The 17,520-nt window shown below is 65.9% G+C and carries 19 protein-coding genes and 4 tRNA genes; 6 read left to right on the top strand and 17 right to left on the bottom strand.

Annotation, left to right across the window (positions count from 1 at the left end; genetic code table 11):
- Positions 1-621 precede the first annotated feature (621 nt).
- The 6 genes from G8760_RS27750 to G8760_RS27725 form a co-directional block, all read right to left on the bottom strand.
- Entirely contained in the window at positions 622-2,397 is a 1,776-nt protein-coding gene (locus G8760_RS27750) for an alpha/beta hydrolase (protein ID WP_166356090.1), read from the bottom strand.
- A gap of 142 nt (positions 2,398-2,539) precedes the next feature.
- Positions 2,540-3,238 carry a 50S ribosomal protein L1 gene (gene rplA / locus G8760_RS27745; protein ID WP_166356089.1) on the bottom strand — a complete coding sequence of 233 codons (699 nt, stop codon included), beginning with the start codon at positions 3,236-3,238 and terminating at the stop codon, positions 2,540-2,542.
- A 111-nt stretch (positions 3,239-3,349) separates the two neighbouring features.
- Positions 3,350-3,778, bottom strand: coding sequence for a 50S ribosomal protein L11 (gene rplK, locus G8760_RS27740; protein ID WP_166356088.1), 429 nt, complete (start codon positions 3,776-3,778; stop codon positions 3,350-3,352).
- A 79-nt stretch (positions 3,779-3,857) separates the two neighbouring features.
- Positions 3,858-4,724, bottom strand: a complete 867-nt coding sequence (nusG, locus tag G8760_RS27735) for a transcription termination/antitermination protein NusG (protein WP_246222709.1) — start codon at positions 4,722-4,724, stop codon at positions 3,858-3,860.
- A 13-nt stretch (positions 4,725-4,737) separates the two neighbouring features.
- On the bottom strand, positions 4,738-4,986 hold the full coding sequence (secE, locus tag G8760_RS27730; RefSeq protein ID WP_166356087.1) for a preprotein translocase subunit SecE: 249 nt from the start codon (positions 4,984-4,986) through the stop codon (positions 4,738-4,740).
- A gap of 99 nt (positions 4,987-5,085) precedes the next feature.
- Positions 5,086-5,158, bottom strand: a tRNA-Trp gene (locus tag G8760_RS27725).
- 277 nt (positions 5,159-5,435) lie between these two features.
- Between G8760_RS27725 and G8760_RS27720 the strand changes: the two genes are divergently transcribed.
- The 3 genes from G8760_RS27720 (at position 5,436) to G8760_RS27710 (ending at position 8,553) form a co-directional block, all read left to right on the top strand.
- A complete protein-coding gene (locus G8760_RS27720) occupies positions 5,436-6,044 on the top strand; it encodes a hypothetical protein (protein WP_166356086.1) in 609 nt (202 codons plus the stop codon).
- Between the two features lie 144 nt (positions 6,045-6,188).
- Positions 6,189-7,421: a pyridoxal phosphate-dependent aminotransferase gene (locus tag G8760_RS27715; protein WP_166356085.1), complete on the top strand. Its 1,233-nt coding sequence runs from the start codon at positions 6,189-6,191 to the stop codon at positions 7,419-7,421.
- 103 nt (positions 7,422-7,524) lie between these two features.
- Complete coding sequence (locus G8760_RS27710) at positions 7,525-8,553, top strand: adenosine deaminase (protein WP_166356084.1); 1,029 nt, start codon at positions 7,525-7,527, stop codon at positions 8,551-8,553.
- Positions 8,554-8,602: 49 nt separating this feature from the next.
- On the opposite strand, the gene G8760_RS27705 is transcribed toward G8760_RS27710, so the two are convergent.
- From G8760_RS27705 to G8760_RS27665, 9 genes are all read right to left on the bottom strand, one after another.
- Positions 8,603-9,442 carry a PIG-L family deacetylase gene (locus G8760_RS27705; RefSeq protein ID WP_166356083.1) on the bottom strand — a complete coding sequence of 280 codons (840 nt, stop codon included), beginning with the start codon at positions 9,440-9,442 and terminating at the stop codon, positions 8,603-8,605.
- A gap of 273 nt (positions 9,443-9,715) precedes the next feature.
- The gene (locus G8760_RS27700; RefSeq protein ID WP_166356082.1) at positions 9,716-10,786 is read right to left on the bottom strand and encodes a UDP-N-acetylmuramate dehydrogenase; all 1,071 of its coding nucleotides are present in this window, start codon (positions 10,784-10,786) and stop codon (positions 9,716-9,718) included.
- Between the two features lie 11 nt (positions 10,787-10,797).
- Positions 10,798-11,271: a MaoC family dehydratase gene (locus tag G8760_RS27695; protein ID WP_166356081.1), complete on the bottom strand. Its 474-nt coding sequence runs from the start codon at positions 11,269-11,271 to the stop codon at positions 10,798-10,800.
- Complete coding sequence (locus G8760_RS27690) at positions 11,264-11,713, bottom strand: MaoC family dehydratase N-terminal domain-containing protein (RefSeq protein ID WP_166356080.1); 450 nt, start codon at positions 11,711-11,713, stop codon at positions 11,264-11,266. The genes G8760_RS27695 and G8760_RS27690 overlap by 8 nt, the downstream gene beginning before the upstream one ends.
- An 86-nt stretch (positions 11,714-11,799) precedes the next feature.
- On the bottom strand, positions 11,800-11,970 hold the full coding sequence (rpmG, locus tag G8760_RS27685; RefSeq protein ID WP_166356079.1) for a 50S ribosomal protein L33: 171 nt from the start codon (positions 11,968-11,970) through the stop codon (positions 11,800-11,802).
- 102 nt (positions 11,971-12,072) lie between these two features.
- Positions 12,073-12,146: transfer RNA gene (locus tag G8760_RS27680), tRNA-Met, on the bottom strand.
- Between the two features lie 37 nt (positions 12,147-12,183).
- Positions 12,184-12,256 (bottom strand) — tRNA-Thr (locus G8760_RS27675).
- 98 nt (positions 12,257-12,354) lie between these two features.
- The gene (locus G8760_RS27670) at positions 12,355-12,603 is read right to left on the bottom strand and encodes a type B 50S ribosomal protein L31 (RefSeq protein WP_166356078.1); all 249 of its coding nucleotides are present in this window, start codon (positions 12,601-12,603) and stop codon (positions 12,355-12,357) included.
- Positions 12,604-12,763: 160 nt separating this feature from the next.
- Positions 12,764-13,138, bottom strand: coding sequence for a winged helix-turn-helix domain-containing protein (locus G8760_RS27665; protein WP_166356077.1), 375 nt, complete (start codon positions 13,136-13,138; stop codon positions 12,764-12,766).
- Between the two features lie 156 nt (positions 13,139-13,294).
- Here G8760_RS27665 and G8760_RS27660 point away from each other — a divergent pair, with 156 nt between their 5' ends.
- Positions 13,295-13,432 (top strand): hypothetical protein, encoded by a 138-nt coding sequence (locus G8760_RS27660; RefSeq protein WP_166356076.1) that lies wholly within the window; start codon positions 13,295-13,297, stop codon positions 13,430-13,432.
- Between the two features lie 142 nt (positions 13,433-13,574).
- On the opposite strand, the gene G8760_RS27655 is transcribed toward G8760_RS27660, so the two are convergent.
- Positions 13,575-13,659, bottom strand: a tRNA-Tyr gene (locus tag G8760_RS27655).
- A 393-nt stretch (positions 13,660-14,052) separates the two neighbouring features.
- Between G8760_RS27655 and G8760_RS27650 the strand changes: the two genes are divergently transcribed.
- Positions 14,053-14,547 (top strand): YajQ family cyclic di-GMP-binding protein, encoded by a 495-nt coding sequence (locus G8760_RS27650; RefSeq protein ID WP_166356075.1) that lies wholly within the window; start codon positions 14,053-14,055, stop codon positions 14,545-14,547.
- Between the two features lie 91 nt (positions 14,548-14,638).
- On the opposite strand, the gene G8760_RS27645 is transcribed toward G8760_RS27650, so the two are convergent.
- The gene (locus G8760_RS27645; protein ID WP_166356074.1) at positions 14,639-15,430 is read right to left on the bottom strand and encodes a M48 family metalloprotease; all 792 of its coding nucleotides are present in this window, start codon (positions 15,428-15,430) and stop codon (positions 14,639-14,641) included.
- A gap of 175 nt (positions 15,431-15,605) precedes the next feature.
- On the opposite strand from G8760_RS27645, the gene G8760_RS27640 reads away from it, so the two are divergent.
- Positions 15,606-17,507, top strand: a complete 1,902-nt coding sequence (locus G8760_RS27640) for a 2-oxoacid:acceptor oxidoreductase subunit alpha (protein ID WP_166356073.1) — start codon at positions 15,606-15,608, stop codon at positions 17,505-17,507.
- The last annotated feature ends 13 nt before the right edge of the window (positions 17,508-17,520 follow it).

Genomic DNA, 17,520 nt, shown 5'->3' with positions numbered 1-17,520 from the left:
GCTACCAACCCAGCGCCCAACCCCGCTACGACCTACGCGGCCACCGCGAACCCCAACCCACATGACACACTCAAACCGTCAGCGATGTCCCGAGACACACCCGTCAGCGATGTCCCGAGACACCACAGCGGACGACGGCGCGGTGTGATGCATCTGATCGCGTCCCGTGATGTGGACGCGTGGCGATCAGATGCACGATCAGCGTTTTTGGGGCGGGTTGTGCATCTGATCGGCAGCAGGTGTCTGGTCAGCGGATCGGTGGCGGGTCTGGCGAGTGGGGTCCGGCGAGTGGGTCGGTCATTGGAGGTCCGGTGGGCGGGCCCGGTCACCCCGGGGGCCCGGCTGGGGGTGTTGTTGGTGGTGGGGTGACTCGTCGTTGTTTGCATCCCGCGCGGTCGTCATCGGGCGTGACGATCAGATGCATCAACTGACCGACAGGCCGCGTTGACGCATCTGATCGCCACGCGCCCGCATGGTGGAGGCGATCAGATGCACCACACCGCGCCGTCGTCCGCCGTTGGCACACCTGATCGCCCCACAGAAAAAGATCAGGTGACAAAACGGAGATCAGGTGCACACACGGGGGGCGTCGGCGCGGTACCACGGACCTAGCCCAGGCCGTCACCAAAGACGGCTGTCGTCCTCGTGATCGAACGACTGCACCATCTCGCGCAGCTCCTCAAGCTTCTCCGCCCGCCAGTCGTGGTCTGGCGGGGCCACCATCAGCCAGGCGTCGACCAGCTCGCCGCCATAGTTGTGAGCATGCCCTTCGGGCATCAACGCGGACACCGCCATGTCGGCGGTCAACTGCCAGAACGTGACGAAGGGGTACCAGTTGAGGTCAGGCAAAACGTCGGGTCCAGGTGGCTCTCGCATCCAGTCCGGCTGCGACCAGATCAGCTCGGGCGACCAGAAGGAGACAGGATCCGATGCGTGTTGGAGGAACAGGACCCGCGGCTGACGCCAGCCTTCGACATCCATCGGCTCTTGCCAGCCACCCCAGAACCGGACAGTCTCCCCGCCCTGGTATACCGGCAGCCGCTCTGGCGTGCCAGGATCTCGGTTCGCGGTGAGCTCCTGCCGCATGGGATGCCACTCCGGCGGGCCGACCCAAAGTGCACCATCGACCTTCGACACGAGATCGTCGAGATCGTCGAACGCCGCGGCGCTCCCCACCGCCCCGAAGCTCTCGCCATACACCACCAGCTGGGGCCTCGAATCCTCCGGCAACCGCAGCCAGCGCTGGTAGACGGCGTCGAACAGCTCTTGGCCGGCGATGTCCACCTGCTCGTGGTCGGCCAGGAACGACAGCCAGCTCGGCAGGTAGGAGTATTGGATCGACACGATCGCGGTGTCGCCGTTGTGCAGGTATTCGATGGCATCAGCGGCCGCTTCGTCGACCCATCCAGTGCCAGTGGCCGTCACCACCACGAGTACCTCACGCTGAAATCCGCCAGCCCGCTCGAGCTCGCGGACGGCAAGCGAGGCGAGCCCGGCCGACGTTTCGGCCGAGTCCATGCCGACGTAGGTACGCACCGGGTCGAGCGCCGGCCGGCCACTGAACGCCTCGATGTCAACAGCTGTCGGGCCGTCCGAGATGAACTCGCGCCCCTTGCGGCCCAGCGAGTCCCACGTCACCAACGAACCCGGGCCGCCCGCGTGGGTAGTGATGGTAGGCGGGCTCTCGCCGGCGACCGTCTCCTGGTTGATGGCCGCGAAGGCGTTGTTGGCCGCTCCCAACAGCCACGGGTAGAAGAGGCCGGTCCACGACCAGATGACGATGGCAGCCACCATCAAACCCGACGTGACGACCGCCACCGGGATCGGCACCCAGCGCGCTAGATGCCGGCCCAGCCAACGAGAGATCCCGCGCAGCAACCGCGCGACGGCCAGGAAGCCAGCGAAGATGACAAACGAGATGAGCAGGATCAGCACGTAGTGGATCAACCGGGGGCTGTCGACATCCATCAGCTCCCGCAAATCGCTCTGCCACCGCGCCGATCCGAACAAGTACCACGTGGCGGCCCCTGTGCCCACCACGCCGAAGCTGGCCCATGCGATCCGCACCGTCCGGCGGGACAGCGGGTGATCCTTGCGGACTCTCCGGTAGACGAAACGGATCAGCGTGCCGAAGACCACACCAACGGCATAGCCGATCGCCGCGGTGACGCCGGTCACCAGGGCCTGGTAGTACCACGTCCGGGGCAGCAGCGACGGCGTCAACGACCAGCAGAAGAAGAATGTTCCGACCACCGAGCCGGCGAAATCTAGCCGCAACCAGGAGATGACCGGCCCAAGGACCGGCACCCGGCGCACCGCGTCCAGCGTCTGCTGGACGGCGGGCAGCCGGCGCCGAATCGGGGCGGTCCGCTCGGCCAACGTGGCCATCATCGACATGCCTGCCATCTCAGCACAGGGAATCCTGCGCGACGCTCCTCCTGAGGGTGGAAACCACCCCTGATCCTCCCCCGTTCCTGACGCGGAAACGGGACACCCCTGACATCAAGGGTGCCCCGCTCCCGCAATGCGTAACAGGCTTTTACGCTTCGGTGCGGACCTTGCCTGGATCCAGCGGAATACCGGGGCCCATCGTCGACGTCAGAGTCGCCTTCTTGATGTAGCGGCCCTTCGAGGAGGACGGCTTGAGCCGGTTGATCTCCTCCAAGGCGGCTGCATAGTTCTCCACCAGCGCCTGCTCGGAGAAGGAGACCTTACCGATGACGAAGTGCAGGTTGGCGTGCCGGTCGACCCGGAACTCGATCTTGCCGCCCTTGATGTCGGACACAGCCTTGGCCACGTCCATCGTGACGGTGCCGGTCTTCGGGTTGGGCATCAAGCCACGCGGACCGAGCACCCGGCCCAGCCGCCCGACCTTACCCATCATGTCCGGGGTCGCCACAACGGCGTCGAAGTCGAGCCGGCCCTTCTGGACCTCCTCGATCAACTCGTCACCGCCGACGATGTCGGCATCGTTGTCAGTGGCCTCCTGCGCCTTGGGGCCGACGGCGAAGACCAGGACCCGTGCGGTCTTGCCGGTGCCATGCGGGAGGTTGACCGTGCCTCGGACCATCTCGTCGGCCTTACGAGGATCGACTCCCAGCCGCATCGCAACCTCGACGGTGGCGTCGTACTTCGTCGGCGAGGTCTCCTTGACCAGACGGACGGCATCGGCGGCTGGGTAGAGCCGAGAGCTGTCGATCTTCTCGGCGGCCGCGCGATAACCCTTGCTGCGCTTCATGATTTCTCCTTGACGTTCGGGAGTTGTGGTGGGGGCAAGCGCTGCCCTCCCACGTGTCCGACGGAAGCCGGACGACCGGGGGCTGGTGCCACCGGCGGGGGACTGAACAGATCAGTTGATGTCGACGCCCATCTGGCGGGCAGTGCCGGCAATGATCTTTTCGGCGGCCTCGATGTCGTTGGCATTGAGGTCGGGCATCTTCTGCTCGGCGATCGCGCGCACCTGGTCACGGGTAATCGTGGCGACCTTGCTGCGGTGCGGCTCGCTAGAGCCTTTGTCGATGCCGGCCGCCTTCAGGATCAGGGTGGCCGCCGGAGGTGTCTTGGTGACGAACGTGAACGAGCGGTCCTCGTACACGGTGATCTCCACCGGCACCACATTGCCGCGCTGACTCTCGGTGGCGGCGTTGTAGGCCTTGCAGAACTCCATGATGTTCACGCCGTGCTGACCGAGCGCCGGACCAACGGGCGGCGCTGGGGTGGCCTGACCGGCCTGGATCTGGAGCTTGATCAGGCCTGCGACCTTCTTCTTCGCGGGCATCTTCGTTCGGGTCCTCGTCGTGTGTTGGGATCAGGGTGGGTGTGTCAGCGAACCGGCCGGCCACGTCGGCCGACGCGGGTCACAGCTTCTGGATCTGGCTGAACGAGAGCTCCACCGGGGTCTCCCGGCCGAAGATCTCGACCAGGCCTTTGACCTTCTGGGAGTCGGGGTTGATCTCGTTGATGGTGGCATGCAGGGTGGCGAAGGGGCCGTCGATCACCATGACGGAGTCGCCGACCTGGAAGTCGAGCACCTCCACCGGCTTCTTCTCATCCTGCTGTTTGACCGGCTCCTCGATCTTCGGGGCGAGCCAGCGCTCTACCTCGTCGAGGGTGAGCGGAAGCGGCTGGTTGCCGTGACCGACGAAGCCGGTCACCGCCGGCGTGTGGCGGACGGCCGCCCACGACTCGTCCATCATTTCCATGCGGACCAGCACATACCCGGGGAACCGGTTGCGTTTGACCATGCGGCGCTGGCCGCTCTTGATCTCAGCGACCTCTTCGGTGGGCACTACCACCTCGAAGATGTGTTCTTCCATGTTGAGGCTGCTGATGCGGTTCTCGAGGTTGAGCCGCACCCGGTTCTCCATGCCGGAGTACGTCTGGATCACGTACCACTCACCCGGCTTGGCCCGCAGGACCCGTCGGAATTCCTCCAGCGGATCCGGCTGTTCACCTTCCGGCTGCTCTATAGCGGCGTTGCCGTCCCCACCTGCCGTGGCGTCATCGTCCTCGGGCTCCCCCTCGGCGGCGTCGGACGTCGCGGCCGGCTCATCAGGGCCGTCGGCGGCGTCCGATTCGGGGGTAGCCGAGGGGTCGCTCAGCTCGTCGTCGGTAGCCTGCTGCGGCTCGACGAGCGCGGCCTCGGCCTCTTCGAGAGGCGTCTGCTGTTCGGACACGGTGCGGGCTTCTTCCTCCTGGTAGCTACGGTGCGTCGGTGGGCGCAACGACTAGGTCTCCCTAGCCGAATACCTCAAGCATCGCCCAGCCGAAGCCGAAGTCGAGCGTGGAGACGATGGCGATCATGATGGCTACGAAGACCAGCACGACGGCCGTGTAGGTCACCAGCTGATGCCGGGTCGGGTAGACGACCTTGCGGAGCTCGGCCACGACCTGCCGAACCCACAGCGACAACCGCGAGATCGGTCCGCGTCGCCTTGGCTGGCGCGGGCGATCCGGGGTCGCCGTCTGGCCGCTCGTCTCCGTCACGTGCTACCTCACTCGTCATGTGTTCGCCGCTCATCGACGCGGCGTGGCCGGCACGGCCACCACGACCGGCGCCGGCGAGCGCGCGGTCGAAGCGACCAGCAGGGCAGGAGGGACTCGAACCCCCAACCGCCGGTTTTGGAGACCGGTGCTCTGCCAGTTGAGCTACTGCCCTTCGGTGGACGGGCTTCACCTACTCGCCAGAGCACTGTGGGCACAGTCGAGTAGGGTCAAGCGACCACCGAAGACAAGAGTGTACGGGGTGAACACCACGAAGGTCGAACTCGCGAGACAATTCGCAGGTTCCCGGCTCCTCAGGCTGGTGCGTACCGGCGAGAACTCACCAGCTGCGCGGGCCACCACTACCACCTAACTGGCGTGACGTTGACGAGCGACACTAACCTCGACGTGAACGCCGATCCCAGCAGACCACGCTTCATGAGGGGAACGAGATGACCGGGACAACGCCCGGCGGTGACCGCGAGCAGGAGCCTCATAACGACCCGTTCGGCCAGAAACCCGAACGCTCCGCCTCGGCTCGGTCATGGCGCAACGGCATGTCCGACGCCTGGCGCTCCGGCGGCGTCTCCGGGCCCGACGGGCAAACGATCACGGCACCAAAGCCGATCCGCACAGCGGTCAAGCTGATGTACGTCGGGGCCGTCCTGCACACCTTCATGTTCGTGCTCGGCCTGTTCAGCCGGGACGACATCGAGCGAGCCATCCTCGATGCCGACAATAGCGACCGCACCCCGGAAGAGATCGACGCGGCGATCAGCATGACCTACACACTCAACGTGGCGATCCCCGTCATCGCGGTGATCCTCTGGTTGTGGCTGGCCTCGGCGAACCGCAAGGGCCGCTCGTGGGCGCGGGTGGTCGCCACCATCCTTGGGGCGCTGAACATCTTGTTCGCGGTGCTCGGATTGGCCGGTACCGGACTCGGTGCAGGCGCCCTGATCGGTCTCATCTCGCCCGCCCTCGCCGCTGTGATCTTGTACCAGTTGTACCGGCCGGAGTCGAGCGAGTACTACCGATGGATGTCCGCCAAACCGTATTAGAGGCCGCGCAGGATGGGGCGCCGGGATCCCGTCGGCTCGTGGGCAGAACCGGCCGAGCCGAAGCTCCCTGCGTGCGGTGAAAGTTTGTTGGCCTAGCGGAGTAATTCTTGGCATGACCTGGCTAGGTGATGCAAGGATAGGCGCATGACCCTGGCTACCTCTGCCGGTACCACGTCCGGCACCTCGCGCCCCCGCATCTCGCAACGCATTTCGTCCATCGCGGAGTCGGCCACGCTGGCCGTCGACGCCAAGGCGAAGGCGCTGAAGGCGCAAGGTAGGCCGGTCATCGGGTTCGGTGCCGGCGAGCCAGACTTCCCCACCCCGGACTACATCGTCGAAGCCGCCGTCGCAGCCTGCCGCGAGCCGCGCAACCACCGCTACACCCCGGCGGGCGGGCTTCCCGAACTCAAGGACGCCATCGCCGCCAAAACGGCGCGTGACTCCGGCTATCAGGTGGAGCCCGCCCAGGTGCTGGTCACCAACGGCGGCAAGCAGGCCGTGTACGAAGCGTTCGCCACCATCGTCGACCCGGGCGACGAAGTCCTCCTTCCGGCGCCCTACTGGACCACGTACCCAGAGTCGATCCGGTTGGCCGGGGGTGTACCCGTTGAGGTCGTGGCGGACGAGTCGACCGGTTATCGGGTCACCGTCGAACAGCTCGATGCCGCCCGCACGGAGCGCACCAAAGTCCTTCTCATCTGTTCGCCGTCCAACCCGACCGGCGCTGTGTATTCCCGTGAAGAGATCCGCGCCATCGGCCGCTGGGCGCACGAACACGGCCTCTGGGTGGTCACCGATGAGATCTACGAGCACCTCGTCTACGGCGAGGCCACCTTCAGCTCGATGCCGGTCGAGGTTCCAGAACTGGCCGACACCTGCATCGTCGTCAATGGCGTCGCCAAGACGTATGCCATGACCGGCTGGCGGGTCGGCTGGTTGATCGGGCCGAAAGACGTGGTCAAGGCAGCCGCGAACCTCCAATCACATGCCACGTCCAATGTCTCGAACGTGGCACAGCGGGCAGCACTCGCGGCGGTCGGGGGCGACCTCAGCGCGGTGAACACCATGCGCGAGGCATTCGATCGGCGCCGCCGGACCATCGTGTCGATGCTGAACGCGATCGACGGTGTGATGTGCCCGGAGCCACAGGGCGCCTTCTACGCCTATCCGTCGGTTAAGGGTGTGCTCGGCCGCGAGATCGGTGGACGCACCCCGACCACGAGCGTCGAGCTGGCCGAGATCATCCTCGAGCAAGCGGAGGTGGCCGTCGTTCCCGGAGAGGCGTTCGGGCCGAGCGGCTACCTGCGGCTGTCGTACGCCCTCGGCGATGACGACCTCGCTGAAGGTGTCACCCGAATCCAGCGCCTACTCAGCTGACACCGCCCGCTGACCGGTGCGGCGGATCACACCGAGTCGACCGGCTCATGCCGCGGTGAAGTTGGCCACCTGCATCGCATTCACCGACAATGCGAGGCAGAGTATGACTGTGGCCTCCCGAGATCTCCGCCTGCTCCCCAAAGCCCACCTGCACCTGCACTTCACCGGCTCGATGCGGCACGGCACACTGGTCGAGTTGGCCGATGTCCATGGAGTACGCCTACCGGACTCACTCAGAGATCATTGGCCACCGGAGCTCTCCGCCGCCGACGAGAAGGGCTGGTTCCGGTTTCAGCGGTTATACGATCTGGCCCGATCGGTGCTCAGAACCGAGGCCGACGTTCGCCGGCTGCTTCATGAGGCCGCGGAGGACGACGCCGCGGAAGGTTCGCGGTGGCTGGAGATTCAGGTGGATCCATCGGGTTACGCGAACCTGTTCGGCGGCATCACCGCGTTCACCGACCTCGTCCTCGACGCCGCTCGGACGGCGGGTGATCGGGCCGGTATCGGGATCGCCGTCGTCGTCGCGGCCAACCGGACCAGGCATCCGCTGGATGCGCGGACGCTGGCTCGGCTAGCCACGCAGTACGCGGGTCAGGGGGTTGTTGGTTTCGGGTTATCCAACGACGAACGACGCGGCGTCACCGAAGAGTTCGGGCCTGCGTTCCGCATCGCGCATCGGGCCGGACTACTGGCCGCGCCGCACGGTGGCGAGCTCCGTGGCCCTGACAACATCCGCGCCTGCTTGGACACGTTGGGCGCCACCCGCCTTGGGCACGGTGTGCGTGTCGCCGAAGACCCGACGCTGCTCCGGCGCATCGTCGATGACGACGTGACCCTCGAGGTGTGCCCCGCGTCGAACGTCGCGTTGGGGGTCTACCGGGCGCTGGAAGATGTGCCACTACGTATGTTGGTGGACGCCGGTGCACGCATCGCGCTGGGAGCGGACGACCCCCTGCTCTTCGGCTCTCGGCTACTCGACCAGTACCAGATCGCCCGAGACGTGCATGGCTTCTCGGACACCGAGCTGGCGGCGCTGGCGCGGTCGTCTATCGAGGGGTCCACGGCACCGGCGGACGTCCGCAAACAGTTCCTGGAAGATCTCGACGGCTGGCTGTCCGACTCCGCGTGACCACATCACCGTCCGCCACAGCCGGAACCCGGCTGGCCGCATGATCTGGTCAAGGGGCCGTAGCCAGGACCGCTGGACGGGTGACCGCCGGCCCGGTCGCAAGGTCATCCAGAATGCCGGCCCCACCGGTGCGCAGGTACCACTCGTAGCCGTAGGCGTCGTCGAAGCTCGCGTGAGCCAGCTCGGCCGGTCCGATCTGGCTGGCGTGCGCCGCGATCGCGGCCCGTTTGGCCGCCAACTCCGATGGCGTCGCGGCCAGGGCCAACCCCACCTCGGACCGGGCCACGCCGAACGGGAGCGCCGTGGCTCGCGCCGCTGCGTGCACCAGGTGCGGGCGGGCATCGTGGAGGTGATCGCGGTCGACCGTCGTCTGGTAGGAGGTGACTCCGGCCAAACCCGCCGCACGGGCGCCGATCCGGTTGACCGCCACGTGATCGGGGTGGCCGTAGATGCCGGCGTCGTCGTCATGGATGACCGCTTCGGCGCCTTCCGCCTCGACCAGTTCGGCGAGTCGAACAGCGATCAGTTCGGCATCGGCAGCGGCTAGTGCGTCCGGATGGAGGTTGTCGATGGAGCCGGGCAGGCCGGAGTCGCGTCGGCCCAGGAGGACCAGGCGGGCCACACCGAGCAACTCAGCTGCCTGCTCGAGTTCGCTGGTACGTCGCTGCACCAACGTCTCTCCGGCGCGCAGCGGAGTTCGAGCCTGTCCGAGATCACCCAGGGTGGCGGTGACAAGAACGACCCGCGCGCCGGCATCGGCTAGCCGGCGGATGGTCACGCCGGTGAAGATGGCTTCGTCGTCGGGGTGAGCGTGCACCACAAGCACCGTGCGTCCATGCATGGAGCTGCCCTGACCAGCCGCGGGATGCCCGTTGATGGGCGAAGACACGTGGAACATCATGACCTGCTGTCAGTTGGAGCGGCCTTTGGATAGGCCGGGTGATGATCGGGTTGGCGTCGTCGGGTCGATCAACGACAACAACAGCAGGGGACACCAGAGCACGCCGGGACGGCGGTCAGAAGGCTCTGCGTGTCAGTCACGAGCAGAAATTGTGCCACAGCTCACCACAGTCCGCACGCCCCTTCCCCATGATCATTGGCTTTTGACTACCGGATCCGGTAGTCAAAAGCCAATGATCATGGGGAAGGGGCGTGCGGAGGGTCAGAGGGAGCAACCGACGAGCACCGGCTCGTTGGCCAACTCCACCTCGAAAACGTCGAACACGCCAGCCCGGATCTCCCGCGCCAAGGCCAGCACGTCGGCGGCGCTGGCGCCGCCTCGGTTGGTCAGTGCCAGTGTGTGTTTGGTGGACAACGAGGCCGCGCCCTGGTGCCCGCCGGCATAGCCGCGGCCGAACCCAGCATGCTCGATCAGCCACGCCGCGCTCGTCTTGACCCGCCCGTCGGGCTGCGGCCAGCGCGGCGCCTGCGCCGGCAGCCGGTTGGCGACGTCGGCTTCGAGCACCGGATTGGTGAAGAACGATCCCGCGCTCCACGTGTCATGATCGTGCGGATCGAGAACCATCCCCTTGCCATGCCTCAGGTTCAGCACCGCCGCGCGAACCTCCGAGGCCGGTGCCCGCTCCCCGAGTTCAACACCCAACGCCCCGGCCAGCTCGCGATAGGCCACCGGAGCCCCGAGGGTCCCTTCGCGTAGTTGGTAGCTCACCGAGAGGATCACGTAGCGGTCAGATCCCTTGAACCGGCTGCCGCGATACCGGAACCCACAGTCGGCGTTGGCGAACGTACGCACCCGCGCGTCAACACGATCGAAGGTACGCACCGTCCAGATGGTCTGGGCGACATCCTGTCCGTATGCGCCGACGTTCTGCATCGGGGTGGCGCCCACCGCTCCAGGGATGCCGGCCAGCGCCTCGATACCGGTCCAGCCCTCGGCGACCGCACGGGTCACGAGGTCGTCCCATAACTCCCCGGCGGCCGCGGTCACGACGATGCCTCCGCATGCGGCGATGTCGTCAGCCGCGCACGACGCCGAGGCGTCGACGTCGAGCCCGCGGGTCATGACCCGGACGACCGTGCCATCGAACCCTTCGTCGGCGACCACCACGTTGGATCCGCCACCAAGCACCAGGACCGGCTCGGCCCGGGCGTCGCATTCGCGGACCACGTCGATCAGATCGGCTTCCGTGTCGACCTCGACCAGCCGCTTCGCCGGGCCACCAATCCGCAGCGTGGTCAGCTCGGCCAACATCAGCCCGCTCCGCTCACGCATGAGCGCTCCCGTCACGTCGCCGGTTGGTCCGCCACGCCCGACGCCAGCCCGGGGCCGGAGTCGTCGTCGTTCTCAGGCGGTCGAGCCAAGGCCCGAGCCTGCGTCAACACCTTCTGGTCAGCTACCCGCACGGCGAGGTCAACCGCTACGAGACCGTCGTCACGGACCTCGGTGACCGTCGCGGACACATGCACCGCCACACCTTGGTCGTCGTCGGGAACCACCACGGGACGGGAGAAACGCACGCCGTACTCGACCACCGAAGCCGGGTCGCCTAGCCAGTCGGTGAGCAACCGCCCGGCCAGCGCCATGGTCAACATGCCATGTGCGATGACGCCGGGCAGGTCGACCGCGGCAGCGACGCGGTCGTTCCAATGAATGGGGTTGAAGTCTCCGGATGCACCCGCGTAGCGCACGAGGTTCTCCCGCGTAATGCGGTACTCCTGCGCCGCGACAACCTGGCCGACCGTCAGCGGGTCAGGCATCGGCGCTCTCCTCGGGCCGGATCAACAAGGTGGCCTGCGCGACGCACACTTCGTCCCCGTCCGCACCGCGGACATCGTTGCGGATGGTGAGCAGGTCGTTGCCGGCGACCTGGCGGATGGCGTCGAGTGTGGTGGTGGTCTCGAGTCGATCCCCGACGATGAGCGGCCGGCTGTAAGAAAACCGCTGGTCGACGTGGACGACGCGGGCGTATTCGATACCCAGGTCTTCCATGAGTAGATCGAAGCCGCGCATCACCGGAATCATGACGAACGTAGGTGGCGCGACGACGTCCCGGTGCCCGTATTTACGCGCCACCTCGACGTCGACGTAGATGGCGTTGGGGTCGCCGATAGCGTCGGCGAACTCGCGGACCTTCTCCCGGCTCACCTCATACGGTTGCGGAGGATAGACCCGCCCCACGGCGGATGGATCGATGGCCATGATTCGACGTTACCGGCGAGCGAAACCTGCCACGGACCCGGGCTCGGCAGCAGCGAGACCGGGTAGCGGCAGGCAGCGCGGCACAGTCAGCGCGTTTCGCGGTGCGCCGTGTGGGTACGGCAGCGCGGGCAGAACTTCTTCAAGTCCAACCGGTCTGGGTCGTTCCGCCGGTTCTTCTTGGTGATGTAATTGCGCTCTTTGCACTCCGTGCAAGCCATAGTGATCTTGGGACGGATGTCAGCGCTCTTGGCGGCCACGGGGTGCCTCTCTCACATACACGGACAACGAACCTGGTAAGGGTAGCCGACCATTGGCATAGTCTCCCAATCGAGCACGTGGGAGGGTGCCGCTGGCCGCGGTAGCGGGGGCGGGACTCGAACCCGCGACACCACGATTATGAGCCGTGTGCTCTAACCACCTGAGCTACCCCGCCAAGATGTCCCAGCACCATAGGCGGCAGGACAATCCAGAGCCCCAATACGGAATCGAACCGTAGACCTTCTCCTTACCATGGAGACGCTCTGCCGACTGAGCTATTGGGGCGCGTGCGCCTCATGAGGATACACAACTGACCACCGCACACGCGAATCCGCTCCACACCGCCACCGACACCTGTTCTCAGGGTCGCTTAGGGCGTCTCCCTAGTCCGCCTTTCCGAAGCGGCGACGGAACTTCTCCACCTGGCCCGCCGTGTCGATGATCTTCGTCCGGCCGGTGTAGAACGGGTGACTGGCCGAGGAGATCTCGACGTCCACTACCGGGTACGTCTGGCCGTCTTCCCATTCGATGGTCTTGTCCGACGTCGCTGTCGAGCGGGTCAGGAACGCCATGCCGGCGCCGTTGTCCCGAAACACCACAGCGTGGTAATCGGGGTGAATCCCCTTCTTCATTTGTCCTCCCGTACTGCTGTTGGCCACTCCGTCACGTGAACAGAGGATGATAATCGTTCTTGACAATACGGTACAACGCATGACCGTCGTTGCTCATTCCCGATGATCGCCCGCCCAGCGAACGACACACGAGGGCATGGCGAGGAAGGTGTGGCGACCCTCAGCCGTCGGTTCTGACGTCATCGTCCGCGGACCCGGACGTGGACGTGGACGCGGACGCGGACGGGCCGACGACGTACGTTCCACGAGCCCGGAAGGTACGCACCAAACCTCGCTCCCGAAGAACCTGAGTTGCCCGCCGGACGGTCCCAATGGACACACCCAACTCGGCAGCGAAATCATGTTCGCTTGGGAACCTGCTGCCTGGCGCCAGCTCCCGAGACTCGATCAGGGTGGCGAGATGATCAGCCACCATCTCGAAGAGATATCGAGGCCAGACCTCGGTGGCTTCGAAATGCTCGAAGGCCAAGCCGACCCGCGCCCATCCGGTGTCTGCCGATCCACCCTGTTCAGCAACCGACACGGTGCTCCCCATGGATACTCGCCCTAGTGGTGCGAGTGCCCCCCGGAGTCGACCCACGTCGCCAGCTCACCAGCCGCACCGGCGCTCACACTACTCTTTGTGCTCATAAGTGTGAAGTATTATGACTAATGAATGCTGATGTGCATGGGAGTGCGTAAAGCTGTATACGTGACGGACGCCGACCTGGAGCTGTGGGAACGCGCCGAGCGCTATGCGGCCGAGCACCGCATGAAGATCTCCGGGGTGGTGCTGGCCGCCCTTCAGTCCTGGCTCGACGAACGCGAAGGTAGACGCACCCCTCGATGAGGGCCGCGTCTCTCGCCGACGCGAGGCCACCGGCGATCAGTCGACAACGAGCAGAACGCGCATCACGCGCGGAGTCGGACATGAAGACGGCCCGAACCCACCAGCTGGGAGGGTCGGGCCGTGTCGATGCCTCTAGGCACCATGGTGGCAGGTGCAGGATTCGAACCTGCGAAGGCTGTGCCGGCTGATTTACAGTCAGCTCCCTTTGGCCGCTCGGGCAACCTGCCGGGCTCCGGGCAACGCCCAGGACCGAAGAGAGAATACCCTATCGGCGGATGGTTTCGACAACGGGATACGCCGACTCTTCACTCGCCGTCACCGCTGGCGCCAGTGTCGTGACCACTGTCCCCACACCGGGCGCACCAACAGCGATGACATGCGCGACAACATCGTCGACGCGGCGGCCGGATGGTCCCGCCGGCGATGTCGGCACCCTCGTCGGTGCCGACCTGCCCACCGGACGATGCACCGGCTGGGCGCCACATTCAGACACACGGATCTCCGGCGCGACACACTAGGCTCGGGGCAAGCACCGCGGCACCACGCCGCGGGCGGACCGGCCCCGGCGTCGCCGGGTTGCACGCCGCACCGCACAAACACACACGGACAAGGAGCATCACGTGGCAGCCGAGTCGTCGTTCGACGTCGTGAGCAAGATCGACCGCCAGGAAGTCGACAATGCCCTCAACCAGGCCGCCAAGGAAATCTCCCAGCGTTTCGATTTCCGGGGGACCGACGCGGCCATCAGGTGGAACGGCCAGTACGGCATCGAGATGGAGGCGTCCGCCGAAGACCGCGTCCGGGCCGTCCTCGACGTGTTCAAGGACAAACTCGTCAAGCGCAACGTCTCCCTGAAGGCGCTCGACGCCGACGATCCACGCCCGTCGGGCAGCCTCTTCAAGATCTCCGCCACCCTGCAGGACGGGCTGACGCAGGACCAAGCGAAGCAGATCAGCAAGGTGATCCGCGATGAAGGCCCCAAGGGGATCAAGGCGCAGGTCCAAGGCGACGAGGTTCGCGTTGCGTCGAAGAAGAAGGACGACCTCCAGGCGGTCATGCAACTGCTGAGAGAGCAGGACTTCGACTTCGCGTTGCAGTTCACCAACCGCCGGTGACCATTCCCGGCGTCGCTATGCGGCAATGATCACCGGAATGGGTGTCGGGTGACCGCCCAGCGGAAGAGCCCCGGAGCGGCCACGACGGACGTCAGCGGCGGTAGCCGGCCAGTTGCTCCAGCCTGGCCACCCGTTCGGCAGTGGACGGGTGAGAACGACACAACCACCGACGGCCCCCACGGCGCAGTGGGCTGGTGATCATCAGGTGGCTGGCAGCAACCACACCCGGCTCCGCCGGCAACCCGAGTTCGCGGGCGGCGGCGTCCAGCTTCCGCAATGCTCTGGCCAGGGCAAGCGGCTCACCGCTGATCAGCGCTGACTCACGGTCCGCGTCGAACTCTCGGCTGCGCCTGATAGTCAGCCGCAACAAGGCGGCCAGTGCCACACCGGCAACCGGAACCACCATCACCACTCGGTTGAGGCCGCCCACCACCGACGCGGGCAGCGTGTCGCGGCTACGGATGTGCGCCAGTTCGTGCCCCACGACAGCTCGGAGTTCCTGTTCGTCGAGAACATCCAAGGCGCCTTCAGTGACACAAATCACAGCGTGATGTGGGTCGCGCCCACTGGCCAACGCGTTGACGGCTGGAGTGGGGCTCACGTACACCCGTGGCATCGGCAGGCGCGCCCGGCTGCTCATGTCCCGTACAACGTTGCATAAGACGGGCTGCTCGGCCTCGCCCACGGCGTAGCCACGCATCGCCCGGACCACAACCGCGTCGCTGCGGACCAGGAGATACGTACAGAACGTCAGCACGGCCAGCAGTGCCAGCCAGTATCCGAGTGGTCCGAACCGCGACCCGATGTACACCGCCCCCAGACACAGGACCGCCAAGAGCAGGGCCGTCCGCACCAGGTTGCGAAGCGCACGAGAGTGTTGCACGCTCACACGATACGAACGTGTGAACCCGTTGCCGGGTTCCGGTGGAATAGGCCCGGGCTCTCACACGTTGGACGACACGACCGCTAGGTCAGGGTTGCCTTAGCATGGGGGTAAGAGGGCCGCGCCGCTCGGGAGGGCCGCGACCTCGAGGAGGCACAGGCCACCAGACGCGCCGATGATGGCGCCATCATCCAGGAGGCATCAAGACGCCGTGACGGCGAAAGAGGTCCGGGAACTCGATCGCGTCGTGATCCGGTTCGCCGGCGATTCCGGTGACGGCATGCAGCTCACTGGCGACAGATTCACGGCCGAAGCGGCAACGTTCGGCAATGATCTCTCCACTCTCCCCAACTTCCCAGCAGAGATCCGTGCTCCTGCGGGGACCTTGCCGGGTGTGTCGAGCTTCCAGCTGCATTTCGCCGACCATGACATCCTTACCCCGGGGGACGCGCCAGACGTCCTGGTGGCTATGAACCCGGCGGCACTCAAGGCCAATCTGGCCGATGTTCCCCACGGCGCGATCCTCATCATCGACTCTGGTGAGTTCACCGCCCGCGCTTTGAAGAAGATCGGCTACGCCACCAGCCCGCTGGACGACGGCTCGCTCACCGCGTACCAGGTGCACGCCGTCGACCTCACGGGTATGACGATGAAGGCGCTCGAGCCGTTCGGCTTGACCCGCAAAGAAGCGTCGCGGTCGAAGAACATGTTCGCGCTCGGGCTGCTGTCCTGGATGTACGGACGCCCCGTCGACGGTACGGTCCGTTTCTTGGAGAACAAGTTCGCCACCCGCGCGAACATCCGCGATGCCAACGTCACCGCGTTGAAGGCCGGCTGGAACTACGGCGAGACGACGGAAGACTTCGCGGTATCCTACGAGGTCCGCCCGGCTCCGATGCCAGCGGGACGGTACCGCAACATCACTGGCAACATCGCGTTGAGCTACGGGCTGATCGCTGCGGCGCGCCAGTCCAACCTGCCGTTGTTCCTCGGCTCCTACCCCATTACTCCGGCGTCCGACGTGCTCCACGAGATCTCCAAACACAAACGTTTCGGGGTCCGCACCTTCCAAGCCGAAGACGAGATCGCCGCCATAGGTGCCGCTCTGGGCGCGTCGTTTGGCGGCTCGTTGGGTATCACCACGACGTCCGGGCCGGGTGTGGCGTTGAAGTCGGAGACGATCGGCTTGGCGGTGGCGCTCGAGCTGCCACTCGTCATCGTGGACATCCAGCGTGGTGGGCCGTCGACGGGTCTGCCGACCAAAACCGAACAGTCCGATCTGCTGCAGGTGATGTTCGGCCGCAACGGCGAGTCGCCGGTGCCCGTCGTCGCCGCGGCGTCCCCGGCCGACTGCTTCGACGCTGCCGTCGAGGCGGTCCGGATAGCGGTCACCTATCGCACGCCGGTGTTCCTGCTCTCCGATGGCTACCTCGCCAACGGTTCCGAGCCCTGGCCCATCCCGGATCTGGGCACGCTGCCGCACATCGATCCTGACTTCGCCACCGAACCCAATCATCGAGGTGACGACCCCGAAGCCGCGGAGTTCTGGCCCTATCTACGCGACCCGCAGACCCTGGCCCGCCCGTGGGCGACCCCCGGCACCGCAGGGCTGGAACACCGCATCGGTGGGTTGGAGAAGGCCGACGGGTCCGGGGCCATCTCCTACGATCCCACCAACCATGACTACATGGTCCGCACCCGCCAAGCGAAGATCGACAATATCGCCGGCGTCGCCGATCTCGAGGTCGACGACCCCACCGGCCAGGCTCGACTACTGGTCCTGGGCTGGGGTTCCACTTACGGTCCCATCGGCGCCGCGATCCGCAGGGCCCGACGGGCCGGGCACCACGTCGCCCAGGCCCACCTGCGGCACCTGAACCCGTTCCCGGCGAACACCGGCGAGGTCTTACGCCGATACGACCGCGTGCTGCTGCCTGAGATGAACCTCGGTCAACTCGCGCTGCTGCTCCGCGCTCGGTATCTGGTGGATGTCGTGAGCTACAACCAGGTCCGCGGCCTGCCGTTCAAAGCCGAAGAGCTCGCCGAGGTCATCATGAAAGAGGTGGACCAGCTGTGACCGCCACCGAACT

Source organism: Phytoactinopolyspora limicola (assembly GCF_011320225.1).
GTDB lineage: Bacteria > Actinomycetota > Actinomycetes > Jiangellales > Jiangellaceae > Phytoactinopolyspora > Phytoactinopolyspora limicola.
This window is presented reverse-complemented; position numbering and strand designations above follow the sequence as displayed.

Coding starts and splice junctions, on each gene's coding strand:
- G8760_RS27750 (WP_166356090.1), bottom strand. CDS start 2,397: ATGTCGATGATGGCCACGTTGGCCGAGCGGACCGCCCCGATTCGGCGC.
- rplA (WP_166356089.1), bottom strand. CDS start 3,238: ATGAAGCGCAGCAAGGGTTATCGCGCGGCCGCCGAGAAGATCGACAGC.
- rplK (WP_166356088.1), bottom strand. CDS start 3,778: ATGCCCGCGAAGAAGAAGGTCGCAGGCCTGATCAAGCTCCAGATCCAG.
- G8760_RS27720 (WP_166356086.1), top strand. CDS start 5,436: ATGACCGGGACAACGCCCGGCGGTGACCGCGAGCAGGAGCCTCATAAC.
- G8760_RS27715 (WP_166356085.1), top strand. CDS start 6,189: ATGACCCTGGCTACCTCTGCCGGTACCACGTCCGGCACCTCGCGCCCC.
- G8760_RS27710 (WP_166356084.1), top strand. CDS start 7,525: ATGACTGTGGCCTCCCGAGATCTCCGCCTGCTCCCCAAAGCCCACCTG.
- G8760_RS27700 (WP_166356082.1), bottom strand. CDS start 10,786: ATGCGTGAGCGGAGCGGGCTGATGTTGGCCGAGCTGACCACGCTGCGG.
- G8760_RS27695 (WP_166356081.1), bottom strand. CDS start 11,271: ATGCCTGACCCGCTGACGGTCGGCCAGGTTGTCGCGGCGCAGGAGTAC.
- G8760_RS27690 (WP_166356080.1), bottom strand. CDS start 11,713: ATGGCCATCGATCCATCCGCCGTGGGGCGGGTCTATCCTCCGCAACCG.
- G8760_RS27670 (WP_166356078.1), bottom strand. CDS start 12,603: ATGAAGAAGGGGATTCACCCCGATTACCACGCTGTGGTGTTTCGGGAC.
- G8760_RS27665 (WP_166356077.1), bottom strand. CDS start 13,138: ATGGGGAGCACCGTGTCGGTTGCTGAACAGGGTGGATCGGCAGACACC.
- G8760_RS27640 (WP_166356073.1), top strand. CDS start 15,606: ATGATGGCGCCATCATCCAGGAGGCATCAAGACGCCGTGACGGCGAAA.